We start from the raw sequence: 26,060 nt of genomic DNA on the forward strand, positions 1-26,060 counted from the left end.
CAATAAAAAAAAGCGCGGCTGAAGAGCCGCGCTTTTTTTGTGATCCAATTGATCAATAATATTACTATTCTTTAGTAATCTCTTTCAGTTCATTTGGAAGTGCTTCAAACCCCATATTATACAAAGTGAACCCGAAGATATCTGCATATTCTTCAATGATCTTACTGGTTGGCTTTCCTGCACCATGACCGGCATTTGTCTCGATCCTGATAAGCGTAGGATTAGTTCCTTCTTGCTTATCCTGTAGTTCTGCAGCATATTTAAAAGAATGCGCAGGCACTACACGGTCATCATGATCTCCAGTAGTTACAAGCGTCGCAGGATATTCGGTACCCGCCTCAACACTATGCACTGGAGAATAGTTATATAGATACTGGAACATTTCTTTATTATCTTCCGAAGTACCATAATCATAAGCCCAACCTGCACCGGCAGTAAATGTATGATATCTTAACATGTCCATTACTCCAACTGCAGGCAATGCCACTTTCATAAGATCAGGTCGCTGAGTCATCGTAGCTCCTACCAGCAGTCCGCCATTAGAACCACCTCTTACAGCGAGATAATCGCTGGAAGTATAATCATTGTCGATCAGGTATTCCGCAGCGGCAATGAAATCATCAAATACATTTTGCTTTTTAAGCTTTGTACCTGCATCATGCCATGCTTTCCCATATTCACCACCACCTCGAAGGTTAGGTACAGCATAAACACCGCCTTGTTCCAGCCATACGCTCATCGCAGTGCTAAAACCTGGAGTCAGGCTCACATTAAATCCTCCATAACCATAAAGGATCGTTGGATTCTTTCCGTTAAGCTGAGTTCCTTTTTTGTAGGTAATGATCATTGGGATCTTCGTACCATCCTTTGATTCATAGAATACCTGTTCGCTGGTAAACTGTTCCGGATCAAAATCTATGTTTGGTTTATTGTAAACTTCAGAAGTACCATTTTCAATATCATATTTATAAATAGTACCCGGAGTCACGTAATTTGTAAAGCTGTAGTAAAGTACATCTTTGTCTTTTTTAGCTCCAAAACCTCCGGCAGAACCTACACCTGGAAGTTCTACTTCACGTACAAGTTTTCCGTCATAATTGTATTGTTTCACTTTTGAGATGGCATCTACCATATACTCTGTAAAGAAATAACCACCACCGGTTGAAGGACTCAATACATGCTCAGTTTCCGGGATAAAATCTTCCCAGTTCTCCGGACTTGGATCGCTTGCGTCAACGGTTACGATCTTCTTATTTGGAGCATCAAGATTGGTCACGATAAATAATTTGCTACCTTCATTTTCGATCACATAAGAATCGGTATCCTGATTATCTAAAATTGTAACCAGTTCCGGATTTTCCTTCTGAAGGTCCATCATGTAAAGTTCGCCACCAGAAGTTGAATTACGTGCCGAAATGATCAGGTAATGATTATCTTCAGTAACACTTCCTCCTACATAACGGCGTTTTTGTGCTTCAGAATTTCCGAAGATGATCTGGTCGTCACTTTGCGGAGTTCCCAGTTTATGATAATATAATTTATGCTGATCTGTCTTTGCTGAAAGTTCACTTCCATCAGGCTTATCATAGCTGGAGTAGTAAAAACCTTCATTACCTTTCCAGGAAATTCCGCTGAACTTTACATCTTTAATGGTATCGCCTAGGATTTTTTTATCATCAGCATTCATGACAATGATCTTTCTCCAGTCACTTCCACCTTCAGAAATAGCATAGGCTAGCTTTTTTCCATCTTCGGAAAAGCTCATTCCTGCAAGAGAAGTAGTGCCATCATCACTGAATTTATTCGGATCTAAAAATACTTTTGCTTCCGCTTCTTCTGATTCACGGCGATACAAAACACTTTGATTCTGAAGTCCGTCGTTTTTGAAGAAATAGATCTTTCCGCCTTCAGTAAAAGGAGCGCTCAATTTTTCATAATCCCATAACTTGGTAAGACGGTCCTTAAGTTTATTTCTGTACGGAATGTTCTCAAGGTAATCGAAAGTCACCTCGTTCTGTCTTTTTACCCAGTTCTCGGTTTCCTCACTACGATCATCCTCCAGCCAGCGATATGGATCCTTTACCTCGGTTCCAAAATAATCTGTTACAGTATCAACTTTCTTGGTCTCAGGATAGTTCAATTTGCTTTGGTTTTGACTTTGTGCACTTAGTGAGCCGGCAACTAACCCCAGCCCAATAATGCCTGAATAGATTTTCTTCATACAATTCTTAGTTTAGACACCTAAAATAAGAATAAAAAAGCCTGAATTTGTAGAGTTTCAGGCTTTTAAGTAAAATTTTAAAATTGTGGATTACAGTAGTTTCTGCTCCAGTAAATATTCTGCAATCTGCACCGCATTTGTCGCGGCACCTTTACGAAGGTTATCAGCAACGATCCACATATTTAATGTATTTGGCTGGGAATGATCTCTTCTAATTCTACCTACAAAAACATCATCTTTTCCTTCCGCATAAATAGGCATGGGATAAGTATTCAGTTCCGGGTTATCCTGAACCGTAATTCCTGGAAAATCACTCAGGATCTTTCGCACATCTGCTTCCTCAAATTCTTTGTGAAACTCGATATTCACCGATTCTGAATGTCCTCCAACCACGGGAATTCTAATTGCGGTTGCCGTTACGTTTACTGAATCATCACCGAGAATTTTCTTGGTTTCGTTCGTTAACTTCATCTCCTCTTTAGTGTATCCATTTTCCTGGAATACATCGCAATGTGGCAACGCATTTTTATGAATTGGATAAGGATAAGCCATTTCTTCTTTCTTACCCTCATACTCGTTCTCCAGCTGCTGTACGGCTTTCACACCAGTTCCAGTGATAGACTGGTAGGTTGAAACGACCACTCGCTTGATAGTATACGCATCATGCAATGGTTTTAGAGCCATTAATAACTGTATTGTAGAACAATTAGGATTCGCAATGATCTTATCTTCTTTTGAAAGCAGGTTCGCATTGATCTCGGGAATGATAAGTTTGTTTTTCGGGTTCATTCTCCATGCTGAAGAATTATCGATCACTGTAGTTCCTGCGGAAGCAAATTTTGGAGCCCATTCCAATGAAGTGTCTCCACCCGCTGAAAATATGGCTACTTCCGGTTTCATAGAAACTGCGGTTTCAAGACTTACTACTTCAAAATCCTTACCATTATAGGTCAATTTCTTACCTACAGATCTTTCAGAAGCTACAGGAATAAGTTCGGTAAGTGGAAAATTACGTTCTTCCAGTACTTTAAGCATTACTCTTCCTACCATCCCGGTTGCTCCAACTACAGCTACTTTCATAATTTGCTTACTTTAAAAAGTGAATTACAAAGTTATTGCTTGGAAATTATTCTGACTGCTTCCCTATTAAAAATTTCTGGAATTTTAAAAAATTGAACCAATTTTGGATTATTGTTAAAAAAAGACCCCTGGTTTTTGCCAGGGGTTTAGTTTAAGAATGAGTAATGTAGCGGTTAGCGTACGTCTTAAATATTGTTCTTTCTTAGTTCGTCACGAATCTCAGTAAGTAAAACCTCTTCTTTTGTTGGTCCTGCAGGAGCTGCAGCTTCTTCCTTCTTTTTAGTTTTTTCATAAGCTCTTAAAAAAAGGAAAATGAACAGACCAACAATGATGAAATAGATAACCGCCTGTATCACATTTCCATAGGTAAGAATTGCGGCTTCAGCTTCCTGAGCGGCTTCCAGGCTCTCATACTCCACTCCATCCAGGGCAATGAATTTTTGGGTAAGATCCACACCACCGGTAATCAAACCAATGATAGGCATGAAAATATCTGCCACTACAGATGAAATCACTTTGTTGAATGCAGCGCCAATTACCACAGCGGTTGCCAGTGCTACAATATCCTTCTTCAGAAGGAATGCTTTAAAATCTGAAAAAAAGCTCATACAATATAGTTGTTAGTTGATTTCAAATTTAAATAAATTTTGAGAAGTCTTCCCAATTATTTATTCCGGGATTACCAGGCGTGTCACTCTTCTTTGAATACCGGTGATCAATTCATAAGAAATAGTGCCTCCGGCTTCAGCAAACTTAACCGGGTGCTGAGGTCCTCCAAAAACGATCACTTCATCGCCTTCTTCACAGGATATACCCGTAACATCTACCATGATGATATCCATGCATACATTGCCGGCAATTGGCGCGTATTTTCCGTTTATGATCACTCCAGCCTTGCCTTTTCCATAGATCCGGTTGATCCCATCTGCATGTCCAAGAGGAAGTGTAGCGATACGTGTAGGTTTTTCTACTTTAAAAGCACGATTGTAACCAACGGTATCCCCTTTATCAAGACTCCTTATCTGCGAAATGATTGTTTTTAATGTAGAAACCGGTCTTAGTTCAGGATCGATATTTTTATCATTTCCATAACCATATAAGCCTATCCCGCTACGCACCATACTAAAAGCAGATTTCGGGTAATTGATCACGCCAGAAGTATTGCAAATATGGAGTATTGGTTCGTAGTCCAGGTCGGCAATTAATTCCCAGGTCATTTTCCTGAAAAGGTCGATCTGTCCCACCGTGAAATCACGTTCTTTCCAGTCTTCACTTGCAGCGAGATGGGAAAAAACAGAAGCGATCTTCAGGCTGGAAGTACTACTAATGATTTCTTTGATGGTTCCAATCTCTGGATGATCAAAACCAAGTCTGTTCAAGCCGGTATTCAGCTTGATATGAACAGGGTAATTTTTTTGATTTTTAGCTTCAGCAGTCTCTACAAAAGAGCGTAATATTTTTTCGCTGTATAAATTAGGTTCGAGACAATGCTCGATAATATCTTCGAAATGTGTGAATTGTGGATGCAACACTAAAATAGGTTTGGTGATCCCATTTTTACGAAGATGGATTCCTTCTTCCACATAGGCAACGGCAAAATAATCGGTGCCAAGCTCTTCAAGTTTTCTGGCAATGATGACTGAATCATTCCCATAAGCAAAAGCTTTTACGACAGACAGGAACTTCACTCCTTCATCGATCTTTGCTCTTAAATATCTGTAATTATGTGCCAGTGCTCCAAGATCAATCTCAAGAACGGTCTCTTTGGCTTCAGGCATTTTCTTCGGTCTTTTTAGCATTCAATTCTTCGGCATTAACATCAAGCTTCTTCACTCGCTCCCGCAGCATAGCCTTGTAGTAAGCAGCCCGACTCAATGGTTCATATTCTTCATTTTCACCCAGAAAAACCAGGTCGTCATTGATAGCTTTACGATAGCTGAACTGAGCAAGATTTCCCGTTCTGGTACAAACAGCATGCACTTTAGTAACGTATTCTGCAGTGGCCATTAAATTGGGCATAGGTCCAAAAGGATTTCCTTTAAAGTCCATGTCTAGTCCGGCTACGATCACTCGAATTCCCTGGTTGGCGAGATCATTACAAACCGTCACAATCTCATCATCAAAGAATTGTGCCTCGTCGATTCCTACTACGTCACATCCATCTGCAAGCAAACGGATATTGGAAGCTGAAGGTACAGGAGTAGATCTTATTTCATTGGAATCATGAGATACGACCATTTCCTCGTCATACCTAATATCAATGGCAGGTTTGAAGATCTCAACATTCTGTTTTGCAAATTTTGCGCGTTTGAGTCGGCGTATCAATTCTTCCGTTTTTCCGGAAAACATTGACCCACAGATAACCTCAATCCAGCCAAATTGCTCTTCGTGATTTACTGTATTTTCGAGAAACATTTTGTATTTTTCAAATCGAAACGGGAAATACCTCTTTCGTATAAAGGTGGAACAAATTTATTAAAAATACAACCCGGAGAAAGAGCGAATCATGAAAGTTATGAAATGAGTAGTAACCTGATTTGTCTGCCTGAAAACTATAAAATAAGAATTTCTTCTGACTGGTAGAAAACATATAAAATTAAAGTGATGAAAAAGAAAATTGAAGCAGAACTGGCGGAAATCGCTGAAAAAATCCTTCGGAATAAAGGACATTTTACAACGATGGAGCTCAAGGAACATGCTTTGCATCTATATGAAAAACTGACTGTTCTGGCTTTTACTGAAAAACATCTTTCCGAAGAAGTTCCGCAGCAAAAGGAAATCGTGAAAAAGGAAGAAGCAATTGCTCCAGAGTCTCAGGTAAAAGACCTGCCTGAACCACCTGCGCAATTATCTGCATATGATGAATTTTATCCGGATGGAACTGAATTCAATGAAGATTCAGACGCGATCACAGAACCTAATACTGAAAAAATCAAAGATATTGTAGCGCAAATGCCACCTGAAAGTCAGTCTGTAGATCTTTTTATGAATCATATCAACGATGCGCCTGAAGTTTCGAATTCGGCACCCTATTCACAACAGGTTGAAGAGAAGAAAGATTTTAGAAATATTGGTGTGGATTATGATAATTTGCCAGATTTTGAACCGGTAAAACATGTTCCAGCCAACGATAAACCAAGATCCCTTAATGACCGACTGAAAAAAGGCATCAATATCGGGTTGAATGAGCGTCTTGCTTACATCAAACATCTTTTTGGCGGAGATACCGCAGATTACAATCGTGTACTTTCACAGTTAAATACCTTTACCAGCCTGGAAGAAGCTTCAAAATTCATAGATCTGGTTGTAAAGCCAGATTATAACAACTGGCAGGGCAAGGAAGCATATGAAGAGCGTTTTAGAGCTCATATAGAAAACAAGTTCGGGAAATAAATTATTATGGGTAAACTGTACCTGGTTCCCACGCCAATTGGGAATCTCGAGGATATTACTTTGAGAGCGATTCGTATTCTTAAGGAAGTTGATCTTATTCTGGCTGAAGATACCCGAAATAGTGGTAAACTACTAAAGCATCTGGATGTACAGACTCCCATGCAGAGTCACCACATGCATAATGAGCATAAAACAGTAGATCATATTGTTTCCCGAATTAAAGCTGGCGAGACCCTTGCATTAATTAGTGATGCGGGAACTCCGGCAATTTCAGATCCCGGGTTCTTATTAACCCGGGCCTGTGTGGAAGCTGGTATTGAAGTAGATTGCCTTCCCGGGGCCACGGCCTTTGTTCCGGCACTGGTTAATAGCGGACTTCCAAACGATAAATTCGTATTTGAAGGTTTTCTTCCGGTGAAAAAAGGAAGACAAACCAGACTCAAAATACTGGCTGAAGAAAGTCGCACGATGATTTTTTACGAATCACCACATAAACTACTTAAAACATTAGGCCATTTTCAGGAATATTTTGGTGAGGATCGTCGTGTTTCCGTTTCCCGTGAGATCACCAAAATGCATGAAGAAACCGTTCGTGGAAGTATTCCTGAAGTTCATGCACATTATAACGCAAATCCGCCAAAGGGAGAGTTGGTAATAATAGTTGCAGGAAAAGCCTGATTTGGAAGACTTATTATCCACCATACGAGACTGCAAGGTTTGTAAAGAACATTTACCACTTGGGCCAAGACCTATTATTGAAGCAACATCAAATTCTAAGATTATTCTTATTAGCCAGGCGCCAGGAAGAGTGGTGCACGAATCTGGTGTAGCCTGGAAAGATCAAAGTGGTAAAAAGTTAAGGGAATGGCTGGGAGTGGATGACGATACCTTTTATGATCACGACAATTTCGCTATTCTGCCCATGGGTTTCTGCTACCCCGGGAAAGCAAAGACCGGCGATCTACCGCCCAGGAAAGAATGTGCTCCATTATGGCATGAAGAGGTTCTTCAGTATTTAAAAAATGTGAAGCTGAAGATCCTTATTGGAGCATATGCTTCCAATTATTACCTCGGAAAGAACAATAATCTTACGGCTAAAGTTCATGAGTATGAGCAATACCTTCCAGAGTACTGGCCGTTGCCGCATCCTTCTCCGGTAAACCGATTCTGGAGAATGAAAAATCCGGAATTCGAGTCGGCCATAGTTCCTGCACTTCAGCAAAAGATCAGCTCAATATTAGGGGAATAAGTCGCGTAGATTAGAAGTAGAATTTTATTACTTTCGGCTGAAATTTGAACGACTATGAAGACGCGCTGGACCCTGAAGCCAAAACCCAATCCTATCACAGCACAGGCTCTTGCCGAAAAGCTTGGAAGTGGACTGGCAGTTTCGAAATTACTGGTTCAGCGGGGAATTACCACCTTTGAAGAAGCAAAGAAATTTTTCAGGCCACAATTAGGTGGTTTACATGATCCCTTCCTGATGAAGGATATGGACAAGGCGGTGGTGAGGATAGAACAGGCGATGGAAGCTGGAGAGAATATCATGGTTTATGGAGATTATGATGTAGATGGAACTACCAGTGTCGCGCTAATGTCTTCATTTCTGAAATTCAGATATCCCAATGTAACCACATATATTCCAGACAGGTATGCTGAAGGTTATGGTGTATCCTACCAGGGAATCGATTATGCTGAAGATAATGACGTGAGTCTTATTATTGCCTTAGACTGCGGAATTAAAGCGATTGATAAAGTAGCTTATGCAAAGAAAAAAGGAATTGATTTCGTGATTTGTGATCATCACCGCCCAGGCAATGAAATTCCAGATGCGGCTGCGGTACTTGACCCAAAAAGGAGCGATTGCAATTATCCTTATGACGAACTATGCGGCTGCGGTGTTGGTTTTAAATTAATCCAGGCGATCACTCTTAAGAATAATGAACCTGAAGAAACTTTACTTCCCTACCTCGATCTGGTAGCTACGGCCATTGGAGCAGATATTGTTCCCATCACTGGCGAAAACAGGATTCTCGCTTATCATGGTTTGCATGTGATCAATGTTGCACCCCGAAAAGGAATTAAGAGTTTGCTAGGTGAACGTAAAAATGTAAGTATTACAGATGTTGTTTTTATCGTAGCTCCAAGGATTAATGCTGCGGGCAGAATGAAACATGGTTTGCATGCGGTAAATCTGCTGACTGAAGAAGATGAAGCTATCTCTGCAACTTATGCGGAAGAAATTGAGACCTATAATACCGATCGGCGAAGTACCGATAAAAGTATTACAGAAGAAGCGAAACAGCAAATTCTGGAGCTTCAGGAAGAAAGCCGACTAACCACCGTAGTCTATAATGAACAGTGGCACAAAGGTGTGATTGGGATCGTAGCTTCCAGGTTAACCGAAACCTGGTATCGCCCAACGCTCGTTTTTACAAAGAGCGGGGAACGTCTTGCCGCCTCTGCGCGATCTGTAAAAGGTTTTGATGTCTACGAAGCTCTGGAAAAATGTAGTGAACATATTGAGCAATTTGGAGGTCATAAGTACGCAGCGGGATTGACCCTGCTCGAAGCAGAGTATGATAATTTTAAAAGAAAATTTGAGGAGGTCGTCTCCGAAACGATCGACAGGCAGCTTCTTACTCCTGAAATTGCCATAGATGCCGAGTTGGACCTTAAAGATATTACGCCAAAATTCTACCGGATCCTGAAGCAATTCGCTCCCTTTGGGCCAGGAAATATGTCGCCGGTTTTCCTCACGCGGAACTTAACCGATACTGGCTTCGGAAAATGTGTGGGCGCAGATAAAACTCACCTGAAATGCCAGGTAAAACAGGAAGGCTCAAACGTAAAATTTGATGTAATTGGCTTTAACCTTGGCGAAAAACTGAATTTGATAGAACAGGGAAAGAAGTTCGATGCTGTTTTTAGTCTCGATGAAAATACCTGGAATGGTAATACCACGATTCAGCTTAGACTGAAGGATATACGAGAAAGTCTTTAGAAAACCAGCTTTTCAAGTTTAAGATCCTTTCCGTCGAATTGCGCAAATGTGTAATGATTGATCCAATCACCAGTATTAATATAAGTGGCTTTACCGTCAAGATCGATCTCCATAGGTAAATGCCTGTGACCAAAAAGAAAGTAATCATAGTCTTTTTGCTCCAGCTTACGCTTGCAGTATTGTATAAGCCATTCTTTTTCCTCACCTAAGAACTTCATGTCTTCTTCTCCTGAGATCGCTTTATTCTTTACTGAAAAATACTGTGCTAAGGGAACTCCAAGATCAGGATGAAGCCAGCGGTAAAACCATTTGGAAAGTGGGTTGGTAAATACCTTTTTCATTCTTTTATAGCCATGATCTCCTGGGCCTAATCCATCTCCATGACCAACGAGAAATTTCTTGCCTGAAAATTCGAACTCCTTAGGTTTATGATAGACTGGAATATTTAATTCCTTCTGAAAATAATCCTGCATCCATAAATCATGATTTCCTACAAAAAAATAAATAGGAATCCCTGAATCTCTAATTTCGGCCAGTTTACCTAATGTTCGAACAAAGCCTTTAGGAACAACATGTTTATATTCAAACCAGAAATCGAAGAGGTCTCCCAGAAGGAAAATTGCCTCTGCATCTTCTTTGATCTCATCAAGCCATTTCACAAACCTGGCTTCGCGCGGCCTGCTTTCTTCCTGAGTAGGTGCACCAAGATGATTATCACTGGCGAAATATATTTTTTTTCCCGGGGAAACTTTCATGTTTTACAACTTACAGCGAAGATAGAAATTCTACTGAAACTTCATTTTTAAAGTAAGACTTAAAGCATTCTAAAAACGCATCGCCAGAAGCTCAGAAATTATTATTTTAGAGAATAAATCCATAAATATTGCTAATATGAAATTTACGAAACTATTTTCAATCGCTTTTTTAATGATTTGTGGTTTAGTGAGCTATCAGGTAAATGCCACAAATATTGACACTAATCCGGAAATTGGTGATCGTCTTCTAATACAGTCCCCGGAAAATACCACGTATACAGCTGTGAATATGCCAAAGCTAAACTTCGTCGTGAAGAAAGGTGGAGTGGCGAATTATAAGTCGGTTCAAAACACCCTGGTTGAGGTGGTGAAGATTTCGCAGAACAAAAAAGGTGAAAATATTGTAACACTACAGCGCGTAGATGGCGCTAAGATCCTTGGTCTAAAAAAATCTGTAAGTGCCAACTACGATCAAGCTTTGCAGATTGGAGAATTGAAAAAGGCATAATTCAGAATTTGCGCAAGGGATAGCAGCGAAAAGCTCCCGTTTTTCACGGGACTTGTAGCGTATAGCCCGACCCGAAGGGGTGCGCCCTAACTATTATCACTGGCATACCACTCTGCAAATGAAGTTTCAGTTTCCTGTAATTTCAAAGAGTGAAGCTTAATATGCTCAGGTAAATGTCTGGAAATTTTGGCTGCAAAATCGATCACCATATTCTCACTGGTTGGCTGGTAATCGACGAGAATGATATGGTGACCACGTGATTTCAACTCTTTTGCCAACTCTAAGTGCGGTGTATTTTTGTTAAATACGGTCGCATGATCAAACTGGTCTACAATCTCAGATTTCACGATCTTTTTAAGATCTCCAAAATCGATCACCATCCCCAATTTTACGTGTTCGCGGTCTGTAATAGGTTCGCCAATAACTGTGACGCCAAGTTTATAAGAATGTCCATGTACGTTACGGCATTTGCCATCGTAACCATACAGGGCGTGACCGGTTTCAAAAGTAAATTGTTTGGTGATTCGAATCTTGCTCATTACGCAGTTATTTTATGCAAAGATAATTGGAATTTTTAAGGCGAAATTTTTAACACCAACGAATTGAATTAAAATTTACATTTGCGAAATTTTTCGCACATGATCCTTAAAGAAAAGGAATTATTTGAACAGGTAGATTTCGAGCTCAATGAGCTTTACGAGACAATCATTGATGACATAGCGCAGCAAAAATATAGCATCGTTGATGGTTTCTTCAATCCTGCTGAGGTAGACCTGCTTAGGTCTACACTTATAGCCAAACATAAGGAAGATTCTTTTAAGAAAGCTGCAATTGGGAATAGAACCAATGAGCTTATTGAAAAATCTGTTCGAGGAGATTTTATTCTATGGATGAATGAAGCTACAGCTGAACCTGCTGAATCCATATTTTTTCAAAAGGTCAATGATCTGGTGCAATACCTGAATCGTACTTGTTTTATGGGGATACTTCATAAAGAATTTCATTATGCGCTTTATCCTGAAGGAACTTTCTACAAGCGGCATCTAGATACCTTTCAAAATGACGGGCGACGTAAATTATCCATGGTTTGTTATCTGAATAGTGAAGACTGGACTCCGGAAAATGGGGGAGAACTGAGTATTTATACGACTAAGAATGGACAGGAGGAGGAATTGAAGATCTATCCTTTGCCCGGGAGAATGGTGATTTTTGAAAGTCAGGAATTGGAACATGAAGTCAAAACTGTGAAGGTTCCAAGGCTAAGCATTACAGGCTGGTTGAAAACGAGGTAATTACTTTTTAAACTTTTTGTAAAGGACGACTACAATAAGAATGATGGTGAGAAGGATCCAGAAGCCCATTCCGCTTAAAAAACTCAGAAACTCCCAAGTATCCTGCTCCATTAGTTCTTGTATTTTCGATTGTTACGAACTCTCCAGCGGTAACGTGCGTAAACGAATATGACTATTAAAAATAGTATTGCCAGTAGATACCACAGGTTTTCTGTGATAAATTCCTGAAACGTCCAGCCCCATTCCTGGGATTCGTTTGGATCTTTATCTTTCGGGAGGTGTTCCTGCATCGGGTGTGTTTTTAATGTATTTCCACATGAATATTACTGCGATCAATCCAATAATCAGGGCAATTAAAAGATAGATGTTCTCACCAAGGAAAGTTCCTATCGTGTAACCCATCTCGTAAGCTTCATCTTTTTCCGGTTTAATAGATTGTATCGAACTCATCTATTTTCAGAATTTTGAAAGTGCATTTTTTGTAAAATCTGAAAGTACCAGTTCTCCAGAAATAGCCGCTCTTTCTTCCAGCAGTTGCGGCCAGTGATCGGTGTCTTTCCAAAGGATCTGTTTCATTTCAGTAAGTGCCTGAGGATTGTAGGAAGCAAGCTTTTCAGTAAATAGTGATAATTCCTTGTCCATGTCCTTAACGGATTCAAAAACACGGGCGAACAAACCTTTTTCTTTAGCCCAATATGCATTCTTCCACTCATGAGCAGCCAGAGTAAGTTCTGCCAGTGCAGCGGTACCCATTTTTCTTTCTACCGCCGGAGCGATCACAAAAGGACCAATTCCAATACTCAATTCTGAAAGCTTAATCGAAGCGGCTTCCGTAGCGAAAGCATAGTCGCAGGCAGCGGCAAGTCCAACACCACCACCAACTGTTTTACCATGAATTCTTCCAACGATCAGTTTTTTACAAACTCTCATCGCATTGATCACTCCTGCAAAACCTGAAAAGAATTTCTTACCCTCTTCAAGATTAGAGATATTGATAAGTTCATCAAAAGAGGCACCGGCACAATAAGCTTTTTCACCTTCAGATTTTAGAATGATCACGGCCACATCCTTATTTTCGGAAAGGTTATGAATCTCATCTTCCAGTCTTTTCAGAAGCACCGACGGAAATGAATTACTGGCTGGGTGACCAAATTCCAGTGTTGCAATCTTCTGGTCTATATTGGTAAATAAACTTCCGTTCTCGCGGTTGGTACTCATAATGTATTACGATTTTACTCAAAAATAAGATTTCTAAGTATATCTCCTGATCGTCTTTAGACTTCTTTGTGAAGATATTTTCTTCTGAAATATATCACTAATGCACTGCTTCGAATGAGCATCCATACAAAGAACGCGATCCAGATCGCATAAAGTTTGAGTCCGAAATGATCTGCAAGCAGAAGGGCAGGAGTGAAGCCAAGGAAAGTCGCGACCAGTAAGACATTTCGCAAATATTTTGCTTCTCCCAGTCCTTTAAAGATTCCGTCGAACATAAAAGCGATTGCATTTACAGGTTGCATGATCAAAACTATCCAGAAAACTGAAGAGAATAATGCGAGTACACTTCCTTCTTTATTGAACAAAAACCCGATCTGATCATATAATGCGAAGCAAATCCCCATTAGAATTAGCGCGATAAGTACCGCATACTTGCTTATTTTCTTACTCAGTTCCCATAAATTTTTATAATCCCTGGCGCCCAGTAATTTTCCGCCGATTGCGTTTCCTGCATTGGCGTATCCATCTATAAAAAAGCTGAAGAACAGCCAGATGTTCATAAGAATGCTCTGGGCCGCGATGTAGTTCTTACCATAATCTGTCGCGTAAGCGTTGGCCAGATAGATCGCAAAATTAAGTGCAGCAGTTCTTATGAATAGGTTTGCGGCCATAAGTAATAAAGGTTTCATCTGCGGATTGATCTTTAGACTCAACTTCAAATGAAATGGTGTTTTCCTGAAATAAAACCAGAGAGCCATGATAAGCATAGTCGCCTGCGCAGCAAGACTGGCATACGCAGCACCCTCAAGATGCATAGCTGGCACCAGTCCTTCAATTCCATAAACCAGAATATAGTCCAGTACTATATTTACCACCGCTCCGGTAAGACTGCATTTCATTGCCCAGAGCGTATTCTGTAAACCTCGAAAAACGCCAAAGATCGCAAAGGTCACCAGTGTTAGTGGATATCCAAGTGCCCTAATCTTATAATAATTTTCAGAATATTGTAGAATAAGACCATCAGCATTATACGCGCTGAAGATTGCTTCAGCAAAGATCGCCGTGGTAGCATAAATTACCAGGCTAAACAGAAAATTAAAAAGAATGGTTTGGGGAATTAGAGTCTTGACAGCATGTAATCGGTTTGCTCCCAGATGTTGAGAAACGGTTGCTGAAATGGCAGTTTTGGTTTGCGCTACGATCCAGATGATAGCAGAAAGAAAGGAACCTACAATTCCTGCTGCGGCCAGTGCTTCTATGGAGTTTTCTTTTACATTCCCAATAATTGCAATATCGGTTAGTGAAATTAATGGTTCTGCAATACCTGCGATGATCGCTGGGATCGCGATCTTATTAATATTACCAAAACTTACTGAATTTCCCGAGTTTGAGGCCATATTCAGCAAATATAGAAGCCTTTATATTACAAAAGCAACTCGTAACAATAAAAAGGAGCTTCGCTTTGCTTCGGAAAATAAATATTACCCAATCGCTGGTATCTTCGGGCTTCGTAAAATTTATGATTCCGCTTATTTAAACTGAAGGTATCAAGTCTTACCGACTCATAATTCTTTTTTCTGGCAAGGTTTTCGGCAAAGTTCATTAACTGTTGTCCTATTCCAGAACCCCAATGTTTAGGATGTGTAGCCAGCCTGTGAACATAAAGATTATTCTCTGTTTTGCTCAACCAATTTATGGGTTCATACTCCTCATCCTTAACCGGAGTGAGGACAATGATGCCTAGAATTTCATCATTTGAAACTAACTTGAATAGTTCCTGTTTTTCAATATCGGCCTGTAGTTTTTCGATGGAAGGATAGTATTCATTCCATTGATAGATTCCCTGTTCGATCATCGCTTGGGCACAGGCTTCAGTTAGTTTTTTGATCTCCCGGAGGTCGCTATTTTTAGCTCTTTTGATCATTTGGTACTAATAAAATAAACATTTTCATATTTATGAAAAATCATTACATTTGCTCCGCTATGGGGGATTAGCTCAGCTGGCTAGAGCGTTTGGCTGGCAGCCAAAAGGTCATCGGTTCGACTCCGATATTCTCCACAAAAAAACCACTGAACTTCAGTGGTTTTTTGTTTTTCAGGATTAATCGTTATCGGCATATTCGGCATAAAGATCCTCCGCATCAGCATTCAGGAACTCGATCGTTTTATTGATCACATGTTTAAATTCCTTTGGAAGTTCTTGTTCCTCTTTCCAGGGATGAGATACCCCGAAGACATGATTAGCATTTTCGACTAATAATAGTTTTGGAGCAGGACTCCATTCAAAAAGATTCCCAGCCTCTCCAATAGATACACTGGTATCGCTACTTCCGTGGGCGATCAAATGTGGAATTTTCAGTTTTTGAGCCGCCTTTTTAATATTGAGCTTCTCTTTGTTTTCCTTAAAGTTTTTGTAGAACTGGTAATGGTGAGGCAGTTGCTGCCCAGTTCTTGAATTTACGATGTACTGCACCCCTTTCTTCTCCCATGCTTCCAGTTTTTTTCCTTCCGGAAATCTTGATCCAAAATCTGAAACTGATGCAAGAGTAATAAGTTTGGTGATTCGTTTGTCCTGAGCCGACTTTAATACAGTGATTCCTCCACCTCTGGAATGACCTATCAAACTAATATCTGAAGGATCCAGGTGTTGACCGAACTTGAAAGTTGGTAATAGAAGTGAGTCGATGACAGATTGTAGATCATCTAATTCGATGGTGTAATTATTATCACCAAATGCTTCTATCTGGTAGAATTCCGTTGGATTTTCTGGACTTGTTCCATTGTGACTAAAATTAAACTTCACAAAGAAATAGCCTGCTTCAGCAATCAGTTCGCCCATTTTATCCCAGGCACCCCAGTCCTTAAAACCTTTATATCCGTGACAAAAGATCACCACTGGTTTTGGTTTTCCATCATCCTTGAAAATAAGGTCCATTGGAATTGGTTTGTTGTGACGACCCTCGATGATGATATTCTGTTCCTTAGAAACTTCCATAATGTTTTTTAATTTCTTTTTCAATAAATGGAATTTCTGGATTGCAGATCTCCATTATTAATTTTTTTAGCTCTTTCTGAAAATTTTCCAGGGTTTCTTCCTGAATCAAATAGTCTGGTTTTTTGTCAATTTTCAGCTGAAATTTAAGAAATCCTGATCTAAGATTCTTGAAAGATATGATTCCTGCTTCAGCTGGGAATTTAAGATCTTTCTCAAGGGATATCAAGGTGGCGTAAGTTAAAACCTGAAAGCTTTTTGCGAATTTGTCATAATCTTTTGTTATTTCACTCCAGTCCTTTACGATCAGGTCTTTCGATTCGACTTTTCCGGTCTTGTAATCCACGATTCTGGTCACTCCATCCGTTTTTTCAACCCGGTCTACTTTACCTCTCAAAAAAACCGGAAATTGCAGATGATCTATTGGTAATTGGACTTTAAGATCTTTTTCGATCTGTAATATTTGAATTTCGCTACCATTTTCCAGTCTCTTAATTTCAATATTCAGAAAATTGCGCATATATCTTTTAGCTACTTCGAAGATCAGTAAATTCCGGCCTTTATCTAATGGCGCTTTGCTATAATTTTCTGCAAATTCTTTTGCGATCTGGGTGTTCGCTTCTTTTTTAAATCTTTCAACAAGTTCTGTGGATAGTAATTCTCCTTCCAGTGGTTTGTATAGGTTTTCCAGTGCGTTATGCACTACTGTTCCAAGGGTATTAAAAGCCACTGTTTCTTCTACTTCTTCCTGATCTCTCACTCCCAGCACATACTGATTATAGAAATCCAGCGGATTGCGCATATACGTAGTTAATGCTGATGGTGAAAATCCTGAGGCAGCAAGACTCCTGATCTTCTCCATCATTCGCGGAGTTTTCTCTACCTCTCTTAACTTTTGGCCGTTAGCGGGTACCATCGGGCTAATAAGATGCTGGGTGATATGGTGCGCTGGAATATTTTCTATCTCCAACTGAGTGATGAATCTGGACTTCTCTCCAGAGTTGAGTCCGTCTGCTTCTGTATTATATAATAGAAAAACCTTTTTTGCGCGTTGTAACAATCGGTAAAAATGGTACGTATACACCGCATCCTTTTCCCGGTAGGTAGGCAGTTTATATTCCTGTTTTAGATCATAGGGAATAAATGAATTTTCTGATTTTCCTGCAGGCAGTGTCCCTTCGTTAAGAGAGGTTATAATCACAGTTTCAAAGTCAAGTGCCCGTGACTCAAGCATTCCCATAAGTTGTAATCCTTTAAAAGGTCTACCCTGGAAGTCCAGCGTTTCAGTGCTTACCAGTTCCTTATAAAAGTCATGTAAAGACCTGATCGTTTTTATATGGGTAAACTTCTCATTCAGAGTTTCCAGTTTATTGAAGAGTTGGTAGAAATGATATAAGAACTCTAGAGAAATCCTATCTTCTTTCGCCTTTAAATGTACTTTAAGAATCTGTATGAGTTCCTGTACATCCTCAGAAAATCTGGTAACCGAATCATTTTTCGATCTAAAACATAGTTCAGCTATTCTTCGATTTTCATCCTTGAATTCTCCCAGAATTTCTTCAGACTTCAAATAAACAAGGTTGCCTTTATTGATTTTCTTTATCAACCTATCTGCATCAGCTGAAATGATTTCATACAAAGCCGGATGATTTATGATCCCAAGAACATCTTTATAATAATGATCCTTACTTGTTGAGATATGAATATTAAAGATATTTTCAAAAAGAGAGCTTACAGGTGCATTATCTATAGGGAAACCCATAGTTACATTCAAATCATTTATATGATCTGGTAGTGAGCTTAAAACGGGTAATAAGAGTTCTTCTTCGCCAAGTACTATCGCCGTATTCTCCAGTTCTTCGGAAGTGAGAGCGGTAATGATCTCGCCTAGATATTTTGCTTGCCCAATATTTTTAGGTACGCCAATGAGCTGAATATCCTTTTCTTCGGAATACTTATTGTTAAATTCAGGCTTTGGGTTTTGCTGGTAAAATTTCCAGTTTTCGAGGTATTGCCACAGGAACAAAGAAGCACCATGTGCACGATCGTTGTAGAAATGCTCGTCAAGATCCCAGAAAACTTCAGCCTTATTCTTCTCCAGCATGAATTGAATGATATACTGTTCTGAAGCATTTAAAGCATTGAAACCAATAAAAACATGCTTTGAAGTTATACTGGCTGAATATTCCTCGATATTCTCTGATGCCTTCCGATAAATAAGGCCCTGATATCCCTGTTCTTTTTCCAGCAACCTGTTGGCAAGGGATTCATAATAATCTGGAAGTCTTTTCCAGAAAGCGAGGTATTTCTCGATCAATTCTGTTTTTTCTTCTTGAAGATACCAGTGTTTTATATCCTGTATACCTGAGAGGTAATCAAAGAAAGGTTTATGATCGATCAGGTATCGGTCAATTTCATTAAAATCATGAATAAGACTTTGTGCCCAGGTCACAAATGTTTCAAATGTTTCCTGTTCATTTTCAGGAGTCAGTTCTTTATAAACATTATAAAACTCGAAAAGGGTGACGGTATTGTCAATTCCCTGTAGTTTCGAGATGACCTCTGTAAACTCTTCAATACTATAGATCGTAGGTGCGAAGATGGTTTCTTCTGTGATCGCAGCCAGTTCTTTAAGTAAATAAGCACCGGCCCTTTTGCTGGGAAGAATAATGACCAGCTCAGAGATTTTTGGATTGGTAGCCCTTAGGTTTTCCAGGACTTCGCAGATGAATGATTTCATAGCCCTAAAATAAAAAACGCCCCGCAATGCGGAGCGTTTTCTTATATGAATAATTCAATAATTAGTTCATTGACTCTTCATTAGACTTGTCTTTCATCTCTTTGTCTTTGTCAAGAGAGATTTCAACACGTCTGTTATCCTGTCTTCCTTTTGCAGTACTGTTAGTAGCAATTGGTTGAGTTTCACCATATCCTTCAGAAGTCAATCTGTTAGAAGGTACACCATTCTCTTCAAGGAAAGTGGCTACAGAAGCAGCACGTTCTTTAGAAAGATTCATGTTGTAGGAATCACTTCCTGAGCTATCTGTGTGACCTCCAATGTGGAAGATAGTTTGTGGATACTCATTCATGATATCTACGATAGACTTAAGAGCTTCTTCAGATTCAGTTCTGATAGTTGCTTTGTTCAAGTCAAAAAGTACAGTCTTAGAATATTCGTTAAGTTCTGAAATTACTTCAGCAGTTGGTTCTGGACATCCATTAGATGCAGCAACACCAGCTACTTCAGGACAGTCATCATCCTTATCAAGGATTCCGTCACCGTCAGTATCAGGCCATGGGCATCCATTGTTTTCAGCTGGACCAGCTTCTTCAGGACACTCATCTTCGTCATCTCTTACACCATCACCGTCAGCATCAGGACAACCGTTCATTTCTGCAAGACCTGCAACTTCAGGACAATCATCATCAGGATCAGCTACACCGTCACCATCAGAATCAGGACATCCGTCAAATTCAGCAAGACCAGCTTCGTTAGGACATGCATCCTGACGATCTTCGATTCCGTCACCATCAGAGTCTGGGCAACCGTTGAATTCAGCAAGACCTGGTTGTTCTGGACACTCATCATCTTTATCATATACTCCGTCACCGTCAGTATCAGTTCCACCGAACATGAACTTAACACCAGCAGCATGTTGGAAGTGAGAAGCCATTTCAGCTTCAAATACGTGCTTGTACTTAGATTCTACAGTAAGAGCGATGTTATCTGAAAACCAGAAGTTCAATCCTACTTTACCGTTAAGAGTTGCAGCATCTAGGTTAGAGATATCTTCCCCATCCTGGTCACCAATCCAAGTGTAACCACCACCAACTCCAACAACAGGATCAATCCATCCGTCATTAAGTAGTGCTCTAAGGCTGTAATCTAATCCAAGGTCAACACCATAGTAAGAAAGATCCTGAACTCCTCTATCACCATACTTGTCGATCTGGTTAATAGTACCACTCAATTCTCCTACAAATCCTGCACCAATATATCTGGATACAGAAAGCTTAGAAACCGATGGAAGAATGTTCCAGTGATCTCCGGTATTAAAATACTGGTCGAACCATCCACCTAGAGGAGCATCCTCACCGGTTGGATAAAAATCGACTGCATTGGCACCAATACCAATTGCCCAAGGGTTGTCAGCATCCTGTGCCTGAGCCGTAGTAAAGCCCAAAAACAGCAAAGAAGCCAATACAATTTTGCTAAGATGTTTCATATTTAATAGTTTAGTTTTAAGTGTTAATAGTAAGCAAAAGTATATGCTTAATGCATATTAACAAAAGTAAAAATAATAAAGTTTTCTTAATTAGAGCGCGATTCCAAAGGGTTTTCAGCCTTGTTAACAACTGGTTTTCAATGAAATCAGCCTTCTTCAATCATTAAATAAGAAGTTAATTTTAGCTAATCACTCCTAATTCCTTTCCAACTTTGGTAAATGCCTGAATTGCTTTGTCCAGATGTTCCTTGTTATGTGCAGCAGATAATTGGACTCTAATTCTTGCTTTTCCCTTTGGAACCACAGGATAGAAGAATCCTATCACGTAGATTCCCTCCTCAAGCAACTTATCTGCCATATCCTGGGATAATTTTGCATCATGAAGCATTACCGGTACAATTGCTGCTTCGCCATCAATGATCTCGAAACCGGCATCTTTAATACCTTTTTTGAAGTAAGCAGTATTTTCTTTTAACTTTTGTCTTAAACTGGAATCATTTTCCAGCATGTCAAATACTTTAATGGATGCTCCTACGATCGCAGGGGCCAATGAGTTTGAAAACAGGTAAGGTCTTGATCTTTGTCTTAATAGTTCAATGATCTCTTTTTTAGCAGTGGTGTAACCTCCCATGGCGCCACCAAGTGCTTTTCCTAATGTACCCGTGATAATGTCTACTCTCCCAAGAACATTCTTTTCTTCCAGTGTACCAATTCCTTTCTCGCCAATAAAACCGGTGGCATGGCATTCATCGATCATTACTAACGCATCATATTTATCTGCCAGATCGCAAATAGCGTCCAATGGAGCAACAAGGCCATCCATGGAGAACACACCATCTGTCACGATCATTTTAAAACGAGCACCTTTTTCGTTGGCTGTCTTTAATTGCTCTTCAAGATCATTCATGTCACCATTCTGATAACGATAACGTGCAGCTTTACATAGTCTCACCCCATCAATAATGGAAGCGTGATTTAGTGAATCTGAAATAATAGCATCTTCCTTAGTAAGCAGTGGCTCAAAAATCCCTCCGTTGGCATCAAAACATGCAGCATACAAGATTGTATCTTCAGTTCCGTAGAAATCTGCGATCTTTTGCTCCAGTTCTTTATGAATATCCTGGGTTCCACAAATAAAACGTACACTGGACATTCCAAAACCATGAGTATCCATAGTGTCTTTTGCAGCCTGTATCACCTCAGGATGCGAAGATAATCCCAGGTAATTGTTCGCACAAAAGTTGATCACTTCCTGCCCGGTAGATATTTTGATTACCGCGTCCTGAGGTCCGGTAATGATTCGTTCTTTTTTGAAGAGTCCGTCGTTTTTGATCTCCTCAAGTTCTTTTTCTAAATGCTCTTTTATTTTTCCGTACATATCAATATTTTAATTTTCACTCTCGTGCAAAGTTATAATTCTTTTATACAATCCTTATCTGAACCGGTTCGTTCGTATATACCAGCAGAGATTTCTCCACTTCATAACCCATATTGGTCATGGCTTTCGCGTATTCTGAAACCTGGCGGGTATGAGTATCCACAAATCCACCGGTCTTATAATCTATAATGGTGATCTTATTATTACTGAAGTTCAATCTGTCTGGACGCAATCGGTTACCATCCTGAGTAATAATCTCCTTTTCATTCTTGTTTTGCACATCTTCTGCAAACAAATGCTTCAGTTCTTTGTGCTGAATGATCTTTTCGATGGTGGCAGAGATCTCTGTCCTTGATTCTTCCCTTATTAATCCTGAATTTACAGCCCAGTCCATGGCTTTTTCCAGGTCTTTTGAAGAATTGATCCTGGCCAGGATTTCGTGAGCAAGTTCACCTTTTTCGATAGCCTCCTGCTGCTTTGTATCCCACATTGCACCAGATCTCGTTACGATATTTACAGCTTTGTTCTGAACCGGGGACGTATAGAATTGTTCCGGGAAAATAGAAGTTTTTCCTTTTTTCTCTTCGGAAGAATATTTTAGCCTTTCACCAAATTCGCAAACCAGAGAATCATCATATCTAGACTCAGATTCCAGGAAGTTTCTAAGGATTCCTGAAATATTAAGGGTTTTCTTATCTGAAGATTCGTGACTGGTCATAATATACAGCTGTTCCGCAGCTCGCGTACAGGCAACATAGAGTACATTCAATGTATCCAGCTCATTCTTGCTTAACAAGTCATGATATTTCTCAACCGCTTCCTCATTCCAGTTCAATAATTTTTTAGAAGCACTTACATAAGCCAGCGGAATATTTTCATCTGGAACGCTTAACCATAGGTTGTCCATTCTCGTATTTTGCAGGTCTGCATCTGCAAAAGGATAGATAACTACAGGAAATTCAAGACCTTTTGATTTATGAATGGTCATGATCTGTACGGCATCATCGGTTTCTGGAACCACGATGCTTAGCCTGTCCTTTTTCCGTTCCCAGAGTTCAAGAAAAGAATGCAGACTGTTGGATGTTTTTTGAGCAGATTCAAATATATAATCCAGGAAAAACTGGATGTACGCATTGGATTGCTGTACAAGTTCAAAACTTCGAATGATATATTCTGCGGCTTCGTAAATCGACAATCTTTTGATCTCCATGAGATCAAAGCTTACCAATTGAGAATTCAACCATCCTAGAAATTCCTGTCCATTTTTAGGCAAATGCTCCACAAGTACCGGGAAACTTTCTTCTTCGGAAATGAAACGAGGTGACAACTGCTCATAGATCTTCAGTTTTAGCTGATCGTCTTCGGGATACAGGGAAAACTTCAGTAGATCTGCAATTAATTTAACTTCCGAAGATTGGGAAACCAGAAGCGTTTCAGAAGAAATTACTGAAATTCCCTGTTCCGAAAGATATTCAGCAATCGCAATTCCTTCTTTTTTACGCCTGGTGAGAATGCAGATATCCTGCTTGGAATAGCCTTGCTCCTCCAGTTCTTTGATGGTTGCGAAGATCTTTTGAGGATAGACTTCCAGTTGCTCTTCAGCATTTTTCGCCTCTACAAAACTTACGTTCACATAACCAAATTCACCTTTTTTAGGCGATTGTGCTGAATTCTTAAATAAATCGGCATATTCAGGATGTGTTAAAAGGGTCGCAGCATACTGAAAAAAGCTATTATTGAAGTTCACCACGGTGGATCCACTTCTAAAATTATTCGGAAGGTTCTCAAGAACCTGTTCTACCTGAAACGGACTCGTCTTTTTATTGCTAAGGTCGATAAGTTGTTCTGCCCGGCCACCTCGCCAGCGATAAATACTCTGCTTGGCGTCACCCACGATCGTAATACCAGATGCTTCTTCGCCCTGACTAAGATTATGGCTTATAAGTGGCACCAGGTTTTCCCATTGCATGGTAGATGTATCCTGGAATTCATCAATAAAATAATGCTGGAAACGTTCTCCAAGTCGTTCATAAATAAAAGGAGCCGGTTGATCTTTTACCTGTTCACTTATTTTTGGATTAAATTCTGAAATAAGAATCACATTTTTTTCTTTCTTAATCAGCTCTATTTCCCGGTTTATTTCATTGATCAAGGAAAGCTGAACCAGGTTTTTCCGGATCTCAGTAAGAAATTCCAGATGAAAGAATAGCTTTTTGGAATTTTCGAAAATCTCCACAATTTCAGGTTGTAAAGAATCCATGCTTATTTGAATATCCTTGCTGGCTTTGGTTTTGGCATACATTGGGGAATCTGCAATGTTCTTTGCCCACGCACTCTCAAAAGCAACCGACATATCACCTTGCTGCAATTTTTCAAAATGCTTGGGTATGTACTTACCTTTAAAATTTTCCTCTGACAGTCCTGCGTTCTGGATAACTTCAAAAAAATGATCTCCAAAAGTTTTTAACCCCTCTTCAGCTTCAAGCATATCTGCCCTTAACTTTTTCGCAAATGCAGCAAAATCTTCCAGCGTTCTGGTTTTAAGTACTGCGATCTCTTTCTGGTGATTTTCGTTGATGAGCAAACGCGATATCTCGTAAAGATCTCGACTTATATCCCAGCTGCGATCATCATCTGTTTTTGACAGGGTGTAGTTCACCAGCACACGGGTTAATTCCTCATCATTACCGGCGCGGTTAATAAGGCTGTCTACCGCTTCCATAAGAATATCTTCCGCTCCAATTTCCACTTCAAAATTCATGGGTATACCAAGGTCACGAGCGAAAGTGCGAATCACCCGATGCGTAAATCCGTCTATAGTTGAAATCTCAAAAGCAGCATAATTATGAATAATGCTTTTAAGGATTTCCCTGGATTTCTCACGAATTTGCTTTTCTGAAAGATTGGTTTCTTCCATGATCGCGGTCATTAAAGGATCTACCTGAGCAGAATCTTCTTTCGAGAAACTGGCCAGGCTTTCTATGATCCGTTTTTTCATTTCACCAACAGCTTTATTAGTAAAGGTGATGGCAAGGATATTTTTATAGCTATCCTTTCGATTGGAGTTGAATAAAATACTGAGATAACGCTTTACGAGTGTAAAGGTTTTTCCAGAGCCTGCAGAGGCGTTATAGATATGAAAGAAATTTTCCAAATTCGGCTATAATATTGAGATTTGAGAGCTTGTACAAAGCTTAAAGTTAAAATAAAAATGACTGGAAACCGGGCATTGCTTTTAAGTAATTTATAACAGTAAATAATTTTCATTAAATGCCTTAATGGCTAAATTTGAAGGAATATAATGTACTAATCACAAAAAAATCAGATAATTATGTCTTTTGAATTACCAAAATTAAAATATGCTTTTGATGCATTGGAGCCACATATAGATGCAAAAACAATGGAAATTCACCATGATAAGCATCATGCCGGTTACACCAAAAAACTGAACGATGCTATTGAAGGTACAGATATGGAAGGAAAGAATATTGAAAATATTCTTCAAAACCTTGACATGTCTAATAAAGCGGTTAGAAACAATGGTGGTGGTTTTTACAACCACAGCTTATTCTGGGAAGTAATGTCTCCTGATGGTGGAGGAAAACCAGAAGGCGAACTAGCTTCAGCGATCGATAGCGCTTTTGGTTCTTTCGAAGCTTTTAAAGAGAAATTTTCTAATGCAGCTGCTGGACAATTTGGATCTGGATGGGCATGGCTATGTGTACATAGTGGTGGAAAGGTAGAAGTTTGTTCTACTGCAAACCAGGATAATCCAATCATGCCTGAAATTGGCTGTGGCGGAACTCCAATTCTTGGACTAGACGTTTGGGAGCATGCTTATTACCTGAACTACCAGAACAAGCGTCCTGAATACATTGATGCATTCTTTAATGTGATCGATTGGAAAGAAGTTTCTAGCAGATACGCAAAAGCAAAATAATTTAGAATTCGTTTTCTAAACCTTGAGACCGCCAATTGGCGGTCTTTTTTTGT

24 protein-coding genes and 1 tRNA gene are annotated in these 26,060 nt (G+C 39.7%); 8 read left to right on the top strand and 17 right to left on the bottom strand.

Annotation, left to right across the window (positions count from 1 at the left end):
* Positions 1 to 64: 64 nt before the first annotated feature.
* The 5 genes from ACSHZO_RS07965 to ACSHZO_RS07985 all read right to left on the bottom strand — a co-directional run bounded on the left by ACSHZO_RS07965 (position 65) and on the right by ACSHZO_RS07985 (position 5,716).
* Entirely contained in the window at positions 65 to 2,221 is a 2,157-nt protein-coding gene (locus ACSHZO_RS07965; RefSeq protein WP_298246955.1) for a prolyl oligopeptidase family serine peptidase, read from the bottom strand.
* A gap of 90 nt (positions 2,222 to 2,311) precedes the next feature.
* On the bottom strand, positions 2,312 to 3,301 hold the full coding sequence (locus ACSHZO_RS07970; RefSeq protein WP_298246956.1) for an aspartate-semialdehyde dehydrogenase: 990 nt from the start codon (positions 3,299 to 3,301) through the stop codon (positions 2,312 to 2,314).
* A 185-nt stretch (positions 3,302 to 3,486) separates the two neighbouring features.
* A complete protein-coding gene (gene mscL / locus ACSHZO_RS07975) occupies positions 3,487 to 3,909 on the bottom strand; it encodes a large conductance mechanosensitive channel protein MscL (protein ID WP_298246957.1) in 423 nt (140 codons plus the stop codon).
* Between the two features lie 60 nt (positions 3,910 to 3,969).
* A complete protein-coding gene (gene alr, locus ACSHZO_RS07980) occupies positions 3,970 to 5,079 on the bottom strand; it encodes an alanine racemase (RefSeq protein WP_295180692.1) in 1,110 nt (369 codons plus the stop codon).
* Complete coding sequence (locus tag ACSHZO_RS07985) at positions 5,072 to 5,716, bottom strand: thymidine kinase (protein WP_295180693.1); 645 nt, start codon at positions 5,714 to 5,716, stop codon at positions 5,072 to 5,074. Before ACSHZO_RS07985 ends, alr begins: the two co-directional genes overlap by 8 nt.
* Before the next feature lie 189 nt (positions 5,717 to 5,905).
* On the opposite strand from ACSHZO_RS07985, the gene ACSHZO_RS07990 reads away from it, so the two are divergent.
* From ACSHZO_RS07990 to recJ, 4 genes are read left to right on the top strand one after another with little or no spacing between them, the layout of a single operon-like run.
* Positions 5,906 to 6,694 carry a hypothetical protein gene (locus ACSHZO_RS07990; protein ID WP_298246958.1) on the top strand — a complete coding sequence of 263 codons (789 nt, stop codon included), beginning with the start codon at positions 5,906 to 5,908 and terminating at the stop codon, positions 6,692 to 6,694.
* 6 nt (positions 6,695 to 6,700) lie between these two features.
* Positions 6,701 to 7,372 (top strand): 16S rRNA (cytidine(1402)-2'-O)-methyltransferase, encoded by a 672-nt coding sequence (gene rsmI, locus ACSHZO_RS07995; RefSeq protein ID WP_298246959.1) that lies wholly within the window; start codon positions 6,701 to 6,703, stop codon positions 7,370 to 7,372.
* Position 7,373: 1 nt separating this feature from the next.
* Positions 7,374 to 7,943, top strand: coding sequence for a uracil-DNA glycosylase family protein (locus ACSHZO_RS08000; protein WP_298246960.1), 570 nt, complete (start codon positions 7,374 to 7,376; stop codon positions 7,941 to 7,943).
* Positions 7,944 to 7,997: 54 nt separating this feature from the next.
* Positions 7,998 to 9,698 (top strand): single-stranded-DNA-specific exonuclease RecJ, encoded by a 1,701-nt coding sequence (gene recJ, locus ACSHZO_RS08005; protein WP_298246961.1) that lies wholly within the window; start codon positions 7,998 to 8,000, stop codon positions 9,696 to 9,698.
* Here recJ and ACSHZO_RS08010 read toward each other — a convergent pair.
* Complete coding sequence (locus ACSHZO_RS08010) at positions 9,695 to 10,453, bottom strand: UDP-2,3-diacylglucosamine diphosphatase (protein WP_298246962.1); 759 nt, start codon at positions 10,451 to 10,453, stop codon at positions 9,695 to 9,697. The genes recJ and ACSHZO_RS08010 overlap by 4 nt on opposite strands.
* Before the next feature lie 136 nt (positions 10,454 to 10,589).
* Between ACSHZO_RS08010 and ACSHZO_RS08015 the strand changes: the two genes are divergently transcribed.
* Positions 10,590 to 10,961, top strand: coding sequence for a hypothetical protein (locus tag ACSHZO_RS08015; protein WP_298246963.1), 372 nt, complete (start codon positions 10,590 to 10,592; stop codon positions 10,959 to 10,961).
* A gap of 86 nt (positions 10,962 to 11,047) precedes the next feature.
* Here the strand turns inward: ACSHZO_RS08015 and ACSHZO_RS08020 are convergent, their stop codons facing one another.
* Entirely contained in the window at positions 11,048 to 11,500 is a 453-nt protein-coding gene (locus ACSHZO_RS08020; protein WP_298246964.1) for a 6-pyruvoyl trahydropterin synthase family protein, read from the bottom strand.
* A gap of 99 nt (positions 11,501 to 11,599) precedes the next feature.
* On the opposite strand from ACSHZO_RS08020, the gene ACSHZO_RS08025 reads away from it, so the two are divergent.
* Complete coding sequence (locus ACSHZO_RS08025; protein ID WP_298246965.1) at positions 11,600 to 12,253, top strand: 2OG-Fe(II) oxygenase; 654 nt, start codon at positions 11,600 to 11,602, stop codon at positions 12,251 to 12,253.
* Positions 12,254 to 12,363: 110 nt separating this feature from the next.
* Here ACSHZO_RS08025 and ACSHZO_RS08030 read toward each other — a convergent pair whose 3' ends face one another.
* From ACSHZO_RS08030 to ACSHZO_RS08050, 5 genes are read right to left on the bottom strand one after another with little or no spacing between them, the layout of a single operon-like run.
* Positions 12,364 to 12,543, bottom strand: a complete 180-nt coding sequence (locus tag ACSHZO_RS08030) for a hypothetical protein (RefSeq protein WP_141876305.1) — start codon at positions 12,541 to 12,543, stop codon at positions 12,364 to 12,366.
* Positions 12,518 to 12,703, bottom strand: a complete 186-nt coding sequence (locus tag ACSHZO_RS08035) for a hypothetical protein (RefSeq protein WP_295180710.1) — start codon at positions 12,701 to 12,703, stop codon at positions 12,518 to 12,520. The genes ACSHZO_RS08030 and ACSHZO_RS08035 overlap by 26 nt, the downstream gene beginning before the upstream one ends.
* A 6-nt stretch (positions 12,704 to 12,709) precedes the next feature.
* Positions 12,710 to 13,471 (bottom strand): enoyl-CoA hydratase/isomerase family protein, encoded by a 762-nt coding sequence (locus ACSHZO_RS08040; protein ID WP_298246966.1) that lies wholly within the window; start codon positions 13,469 to 13,471, stop codon positions 12,710 to 12,712.
* A gap of 56 nt (positions 13,472 to 13,527) precedes the next feature.
* Entirely contained in the window at positions 13,528 to 14,868 is a 1,341-nt protein-coding gene (locus ACSHZO_RS08045; RefSeq protein ID WP_298246967.1) for an MATE family efflux transporter, read from the bottom strand.
* Positions 14,869 to 14,894: 26 nt separating this feature from the next.
* Entirely contained in the window at positions 14,895 to 15,395 is a 501-nt protein-coding gene (locus ACSHZO_RS08050; RefSeq protein ID WP_298246968.1) for a GNAT family N-acetyltransferase, read from the bottom strand.
* 61 nt (positions 15,396 to 15,456) lie between these two features.
* Here ACSHZO_RS08050 and ACSHZO_RS08055 point away from each other — a divergent pair.
* Positions 15,457 to 15,530, top strand: a tRNA-Ala gene (locus ACSHZO_RS08055).
* Between the two features lie 42 nt (positions 15,531 to 15,572).
* Here ACSHZO_RS08055 and ACSHZO_RS08060 read toward each other — a convergent pair.
* The 5 genes from ACSHZO_RS08060 to ACSHZO_RS08080 all read right to left on the bottom strand — a co-directional run bounded on the left by ACSHZO_RS08060 (position 15,573) and on the right by ACSHZO_RS08080 (position 25,221).
* Positions 15,573 to 16,466, bottom strand: coding sequence for an alpha/beta hydrolase family protein (locus tag ACSHZO_RS08060; RefSeq protein WP_298246983.1), 894 nt, complete (start codon positions 16,464 to 16,466; stop codon positions 15,573 to 15,575).
* On the bottom strand, positions 16,453 to 19,203 hold the full coding sequence (locus ACSHZO_RS08065) for a PD-(D/E)XK nuclease family protein (protein WP_298246969.1): 2,751 nt from the start codon (positions 19,201 to 19,203) through the stop codon (positions 16,453 to 16,455). Before ACSHZO_RS08065 ends, ACSHZO_RS08060 begins: the two co-directional genes overlap by 14 nt.
* 61 nt (positions 19,204 to 19,264) lie before the next feature.
* Complete coding sequence (locus ACSHZO_RS08070) at positions 19,265 to 20,689, bottom strand: OmpA family protein (protein WP_298246970.1); 1,425 nt, start codon at positions 20,687 to 20,689, stop codon at positions 19,265 to 19,267.
* Positions 20,690 to 20,870: 181 nt separating this feature from the next.
* Positions 20,871 to 22,067: a glycine C-acetyltransferase gene (gene kbl, locus ACSHZO_RS08075; protein WP_298246971.1), complete on the bottom strand. Its 1,197-nt coding sequence runs from the start codon at positions 22,065 to 22,067 to the stop codon at positions 20,871 to 20,873.
* Positions 22,068 to 22,110: 43 nt separating this feature from the next.
* The gene (locus ACSHZO_RS08080) at positions 22,111 to 25,221 is read right to left on the bottom strand and encodes a UvrD-helicase domain-containing protein (RefSeq protein ID WP_298246972.1); all 3,111 of its coding nucleotides are present in this window, start codon (positions 25,219 to 25,221) and stop codon (positions 22,111 to 22,113) included.
* Between the two features lie 177 nt (positions 25,222 to 25,398).
* Here ACSHZO_RS08080 and ACSHZO_RS08085 point away from each other — a divergent pair, with 177 nt between their 5' ends.
* Entirely contained in the window at positions 25,399 to 26,007 is a 609-nt protein-coding gene (locus ACSHZO_RS08085) for a superoxide dismutase (protein WP_295181523.1), read from the top strand.
* Positions 26,008 to 26,060: the final 53 nt, after the last annotated feature.

The organism is Christiangramia sp. 3-2217-3z, assembly GCF_051195275.1.
GTDB lineage: Bacteria > Bacteroidota > Bacteroidia > Flavobacteriales > Flavobacteriaceae > Christiangramia > Christiangramia marina.

What these genes read in the sequence shown, in the direction of transcription:
- ACSHZO_RS08015 (WP_298246963.1), top strand. Translation starts at nt 10,590, where the DNA reads ATGAAATTTACGAAACTATTTTCAATCGCTTTTTTAATGATTTGTGGT.
- ACSHZO_RS08020 (WP_298246964.1), bottom strand. Translation starts at nt 11,500, where the DNA reads ATGAGCAAGATTCGAATCACCAAACAATTTACTTTTGAAACCGGTCAC.
- ACSHZO_RS08060 (WP_298246983.1), bottom strand. Translation starts at nt 16,466, where the DNA reads ATGGAAGTTTCTAAGGAACAGAATATCATCATCGAGGGTCGTCACAAC.
- ACSHZO_RS08085 (WP_295181523.1), top strand. Translation starts at nt 25,399, where the DNA reads ATGTCTTTTGAATTACCAAAATTAAAATATGCTTTTGATGCATTGGAG.
- ACSHZO_RS08045 (WP_298246967.1), bottom strand. Translation starts at nt 14,868, where the DNA reads ATGGCCTCAAACTCGGGAAATTCAGTAAGTTTTGGTAATATTAATAAG.
- alr (WP_295180692.1), bottom strand. Translation starts at nt 5,079, where the DNA reads ATGCCTGAAGCCAAAGAGACCGTTCTTGAGATTGATCTTGGAGCACTG.
- ACSHZO_RS08070 (WP_298246970.1), bottom strand. Translation starts at nt 20,689, where the DNA reads ATGAAACATCTTAGCAAAATTGTATTGGCTTCTTTGCTGTTTTTGGGC.
- ACSHZO_RS08050 (WP_298246968.1), bottom strand. Translation starts at nt 15,395, where the DNA reads ATGATCAAAAGAGCTAAAAATAGCGACCTCCGGGAGATCAAAAAACTA.
- ACSHZO_RS07970 (WP_298246956.1), bottom strand. Translation starts at nt 3,301, where the DNA reads ATGAAAGTAGCTGTAGTTGGAGCAACCGGGATGGTAGGAAGAGTAATG.
- ACSHZO_RS07985 (WP_295180693.1), bottom strand. Translation starts at nt 5,716, where the DNA reads ATGTTTCTCGAAAATACAGTAAATCACGAAGAGCAATTTGGCTGGATT.
- ACSHZO_RS08035 (WP_295180710.1), bottom strand. Translation starts at nt 12,703, where the DNA reads ATGAGTTCGATACAATCTATTAAACCGGAAAAAGATGAAGCTTACGAG.
- ACSHZO_RS07965 (WP_298246955.1), bottom strand. Translation starts at nt 2,221, where the DNA reads ATGAAGAAAATCTATTCAGGCATTATTGGGCTGGGGTTAGTTGCCGGC.
- ACSHZO_RS08030 (WP_141876305.1), bottom strand. Translation starts at nt 12,543, where the DNA reads ATGCAGGAACACCTCCCGAAAGATAAAGATCCAAACGAATCCCAGGAA.
- ACSHZO_RS08040 (WP_298246966.1), bottom strand. Translation starts at nt 13,471, where the DNA reads ATGAGTACCAACCGCGAGAACGGAAGTTTATTTACCAATATAGACCAG.
- kbl (WP_298246971.1), bottom strand. Translation starts at nt 22,067, where the DNA reads ATGTACGGAAAAATAAAAGAGCATTTAGAAAAAGAACTTGAGGAGATC.
- ACSHZO_RS07990 (WP_298246958.1), top strand. Translation starts at nt 5,906, where the DNA reads ATGAAAAAGAAAATTGAAGCAGAACTGGCGGAAATCGCTGAAAAAATC.
- ACSHZO_RS08065 (WP_298246969.1), bottom strand. Translation starts at nt 19,203, where the DNA reads ATGAAATCATTCATCTGCGAAGTCCTGGAAAACCTAAGGGCTACCAAT.
- ACSHZO_RS08010 (WP_298246962.1), bottom strand. Translation starts at nt 10,453, where the DNA reads ATGAAAGTTTCCCCGGGAAAAAAAATATATTTCGCCAGTGATAATCAT.
- ACSHZO_RS08025 (WP_298246965.1), top strand. Translation starts at nt 11,600, where the DNA reads ATGATCCTTAAAGAAAAGGAATTATTTGAACAGGTAGATTTCGAGCTC.
- mscL (WP_298246957.1), bottom strand. Translation starts at nt 3,909, where the DNA reads ATGAGCTTTTTTTCAGATTTTAAAGCATTCCTTCTGAAGAAGGATATT.
- rsmI (WP_298246959.1), top strand. Translation starts at nt 6,701, where the DNA reads ATGGGTAAACTGTACCTGGTTCCCACGCCAATTGGGAATCTCGAGGAT.
- recJ (WP_298246961.1), top strand. Translation starts at nt 7,998, where the DNA reads ATGAAGACGCGCTGGACCCTGAAGCCAAAACCCAATCCTATCACAGCA.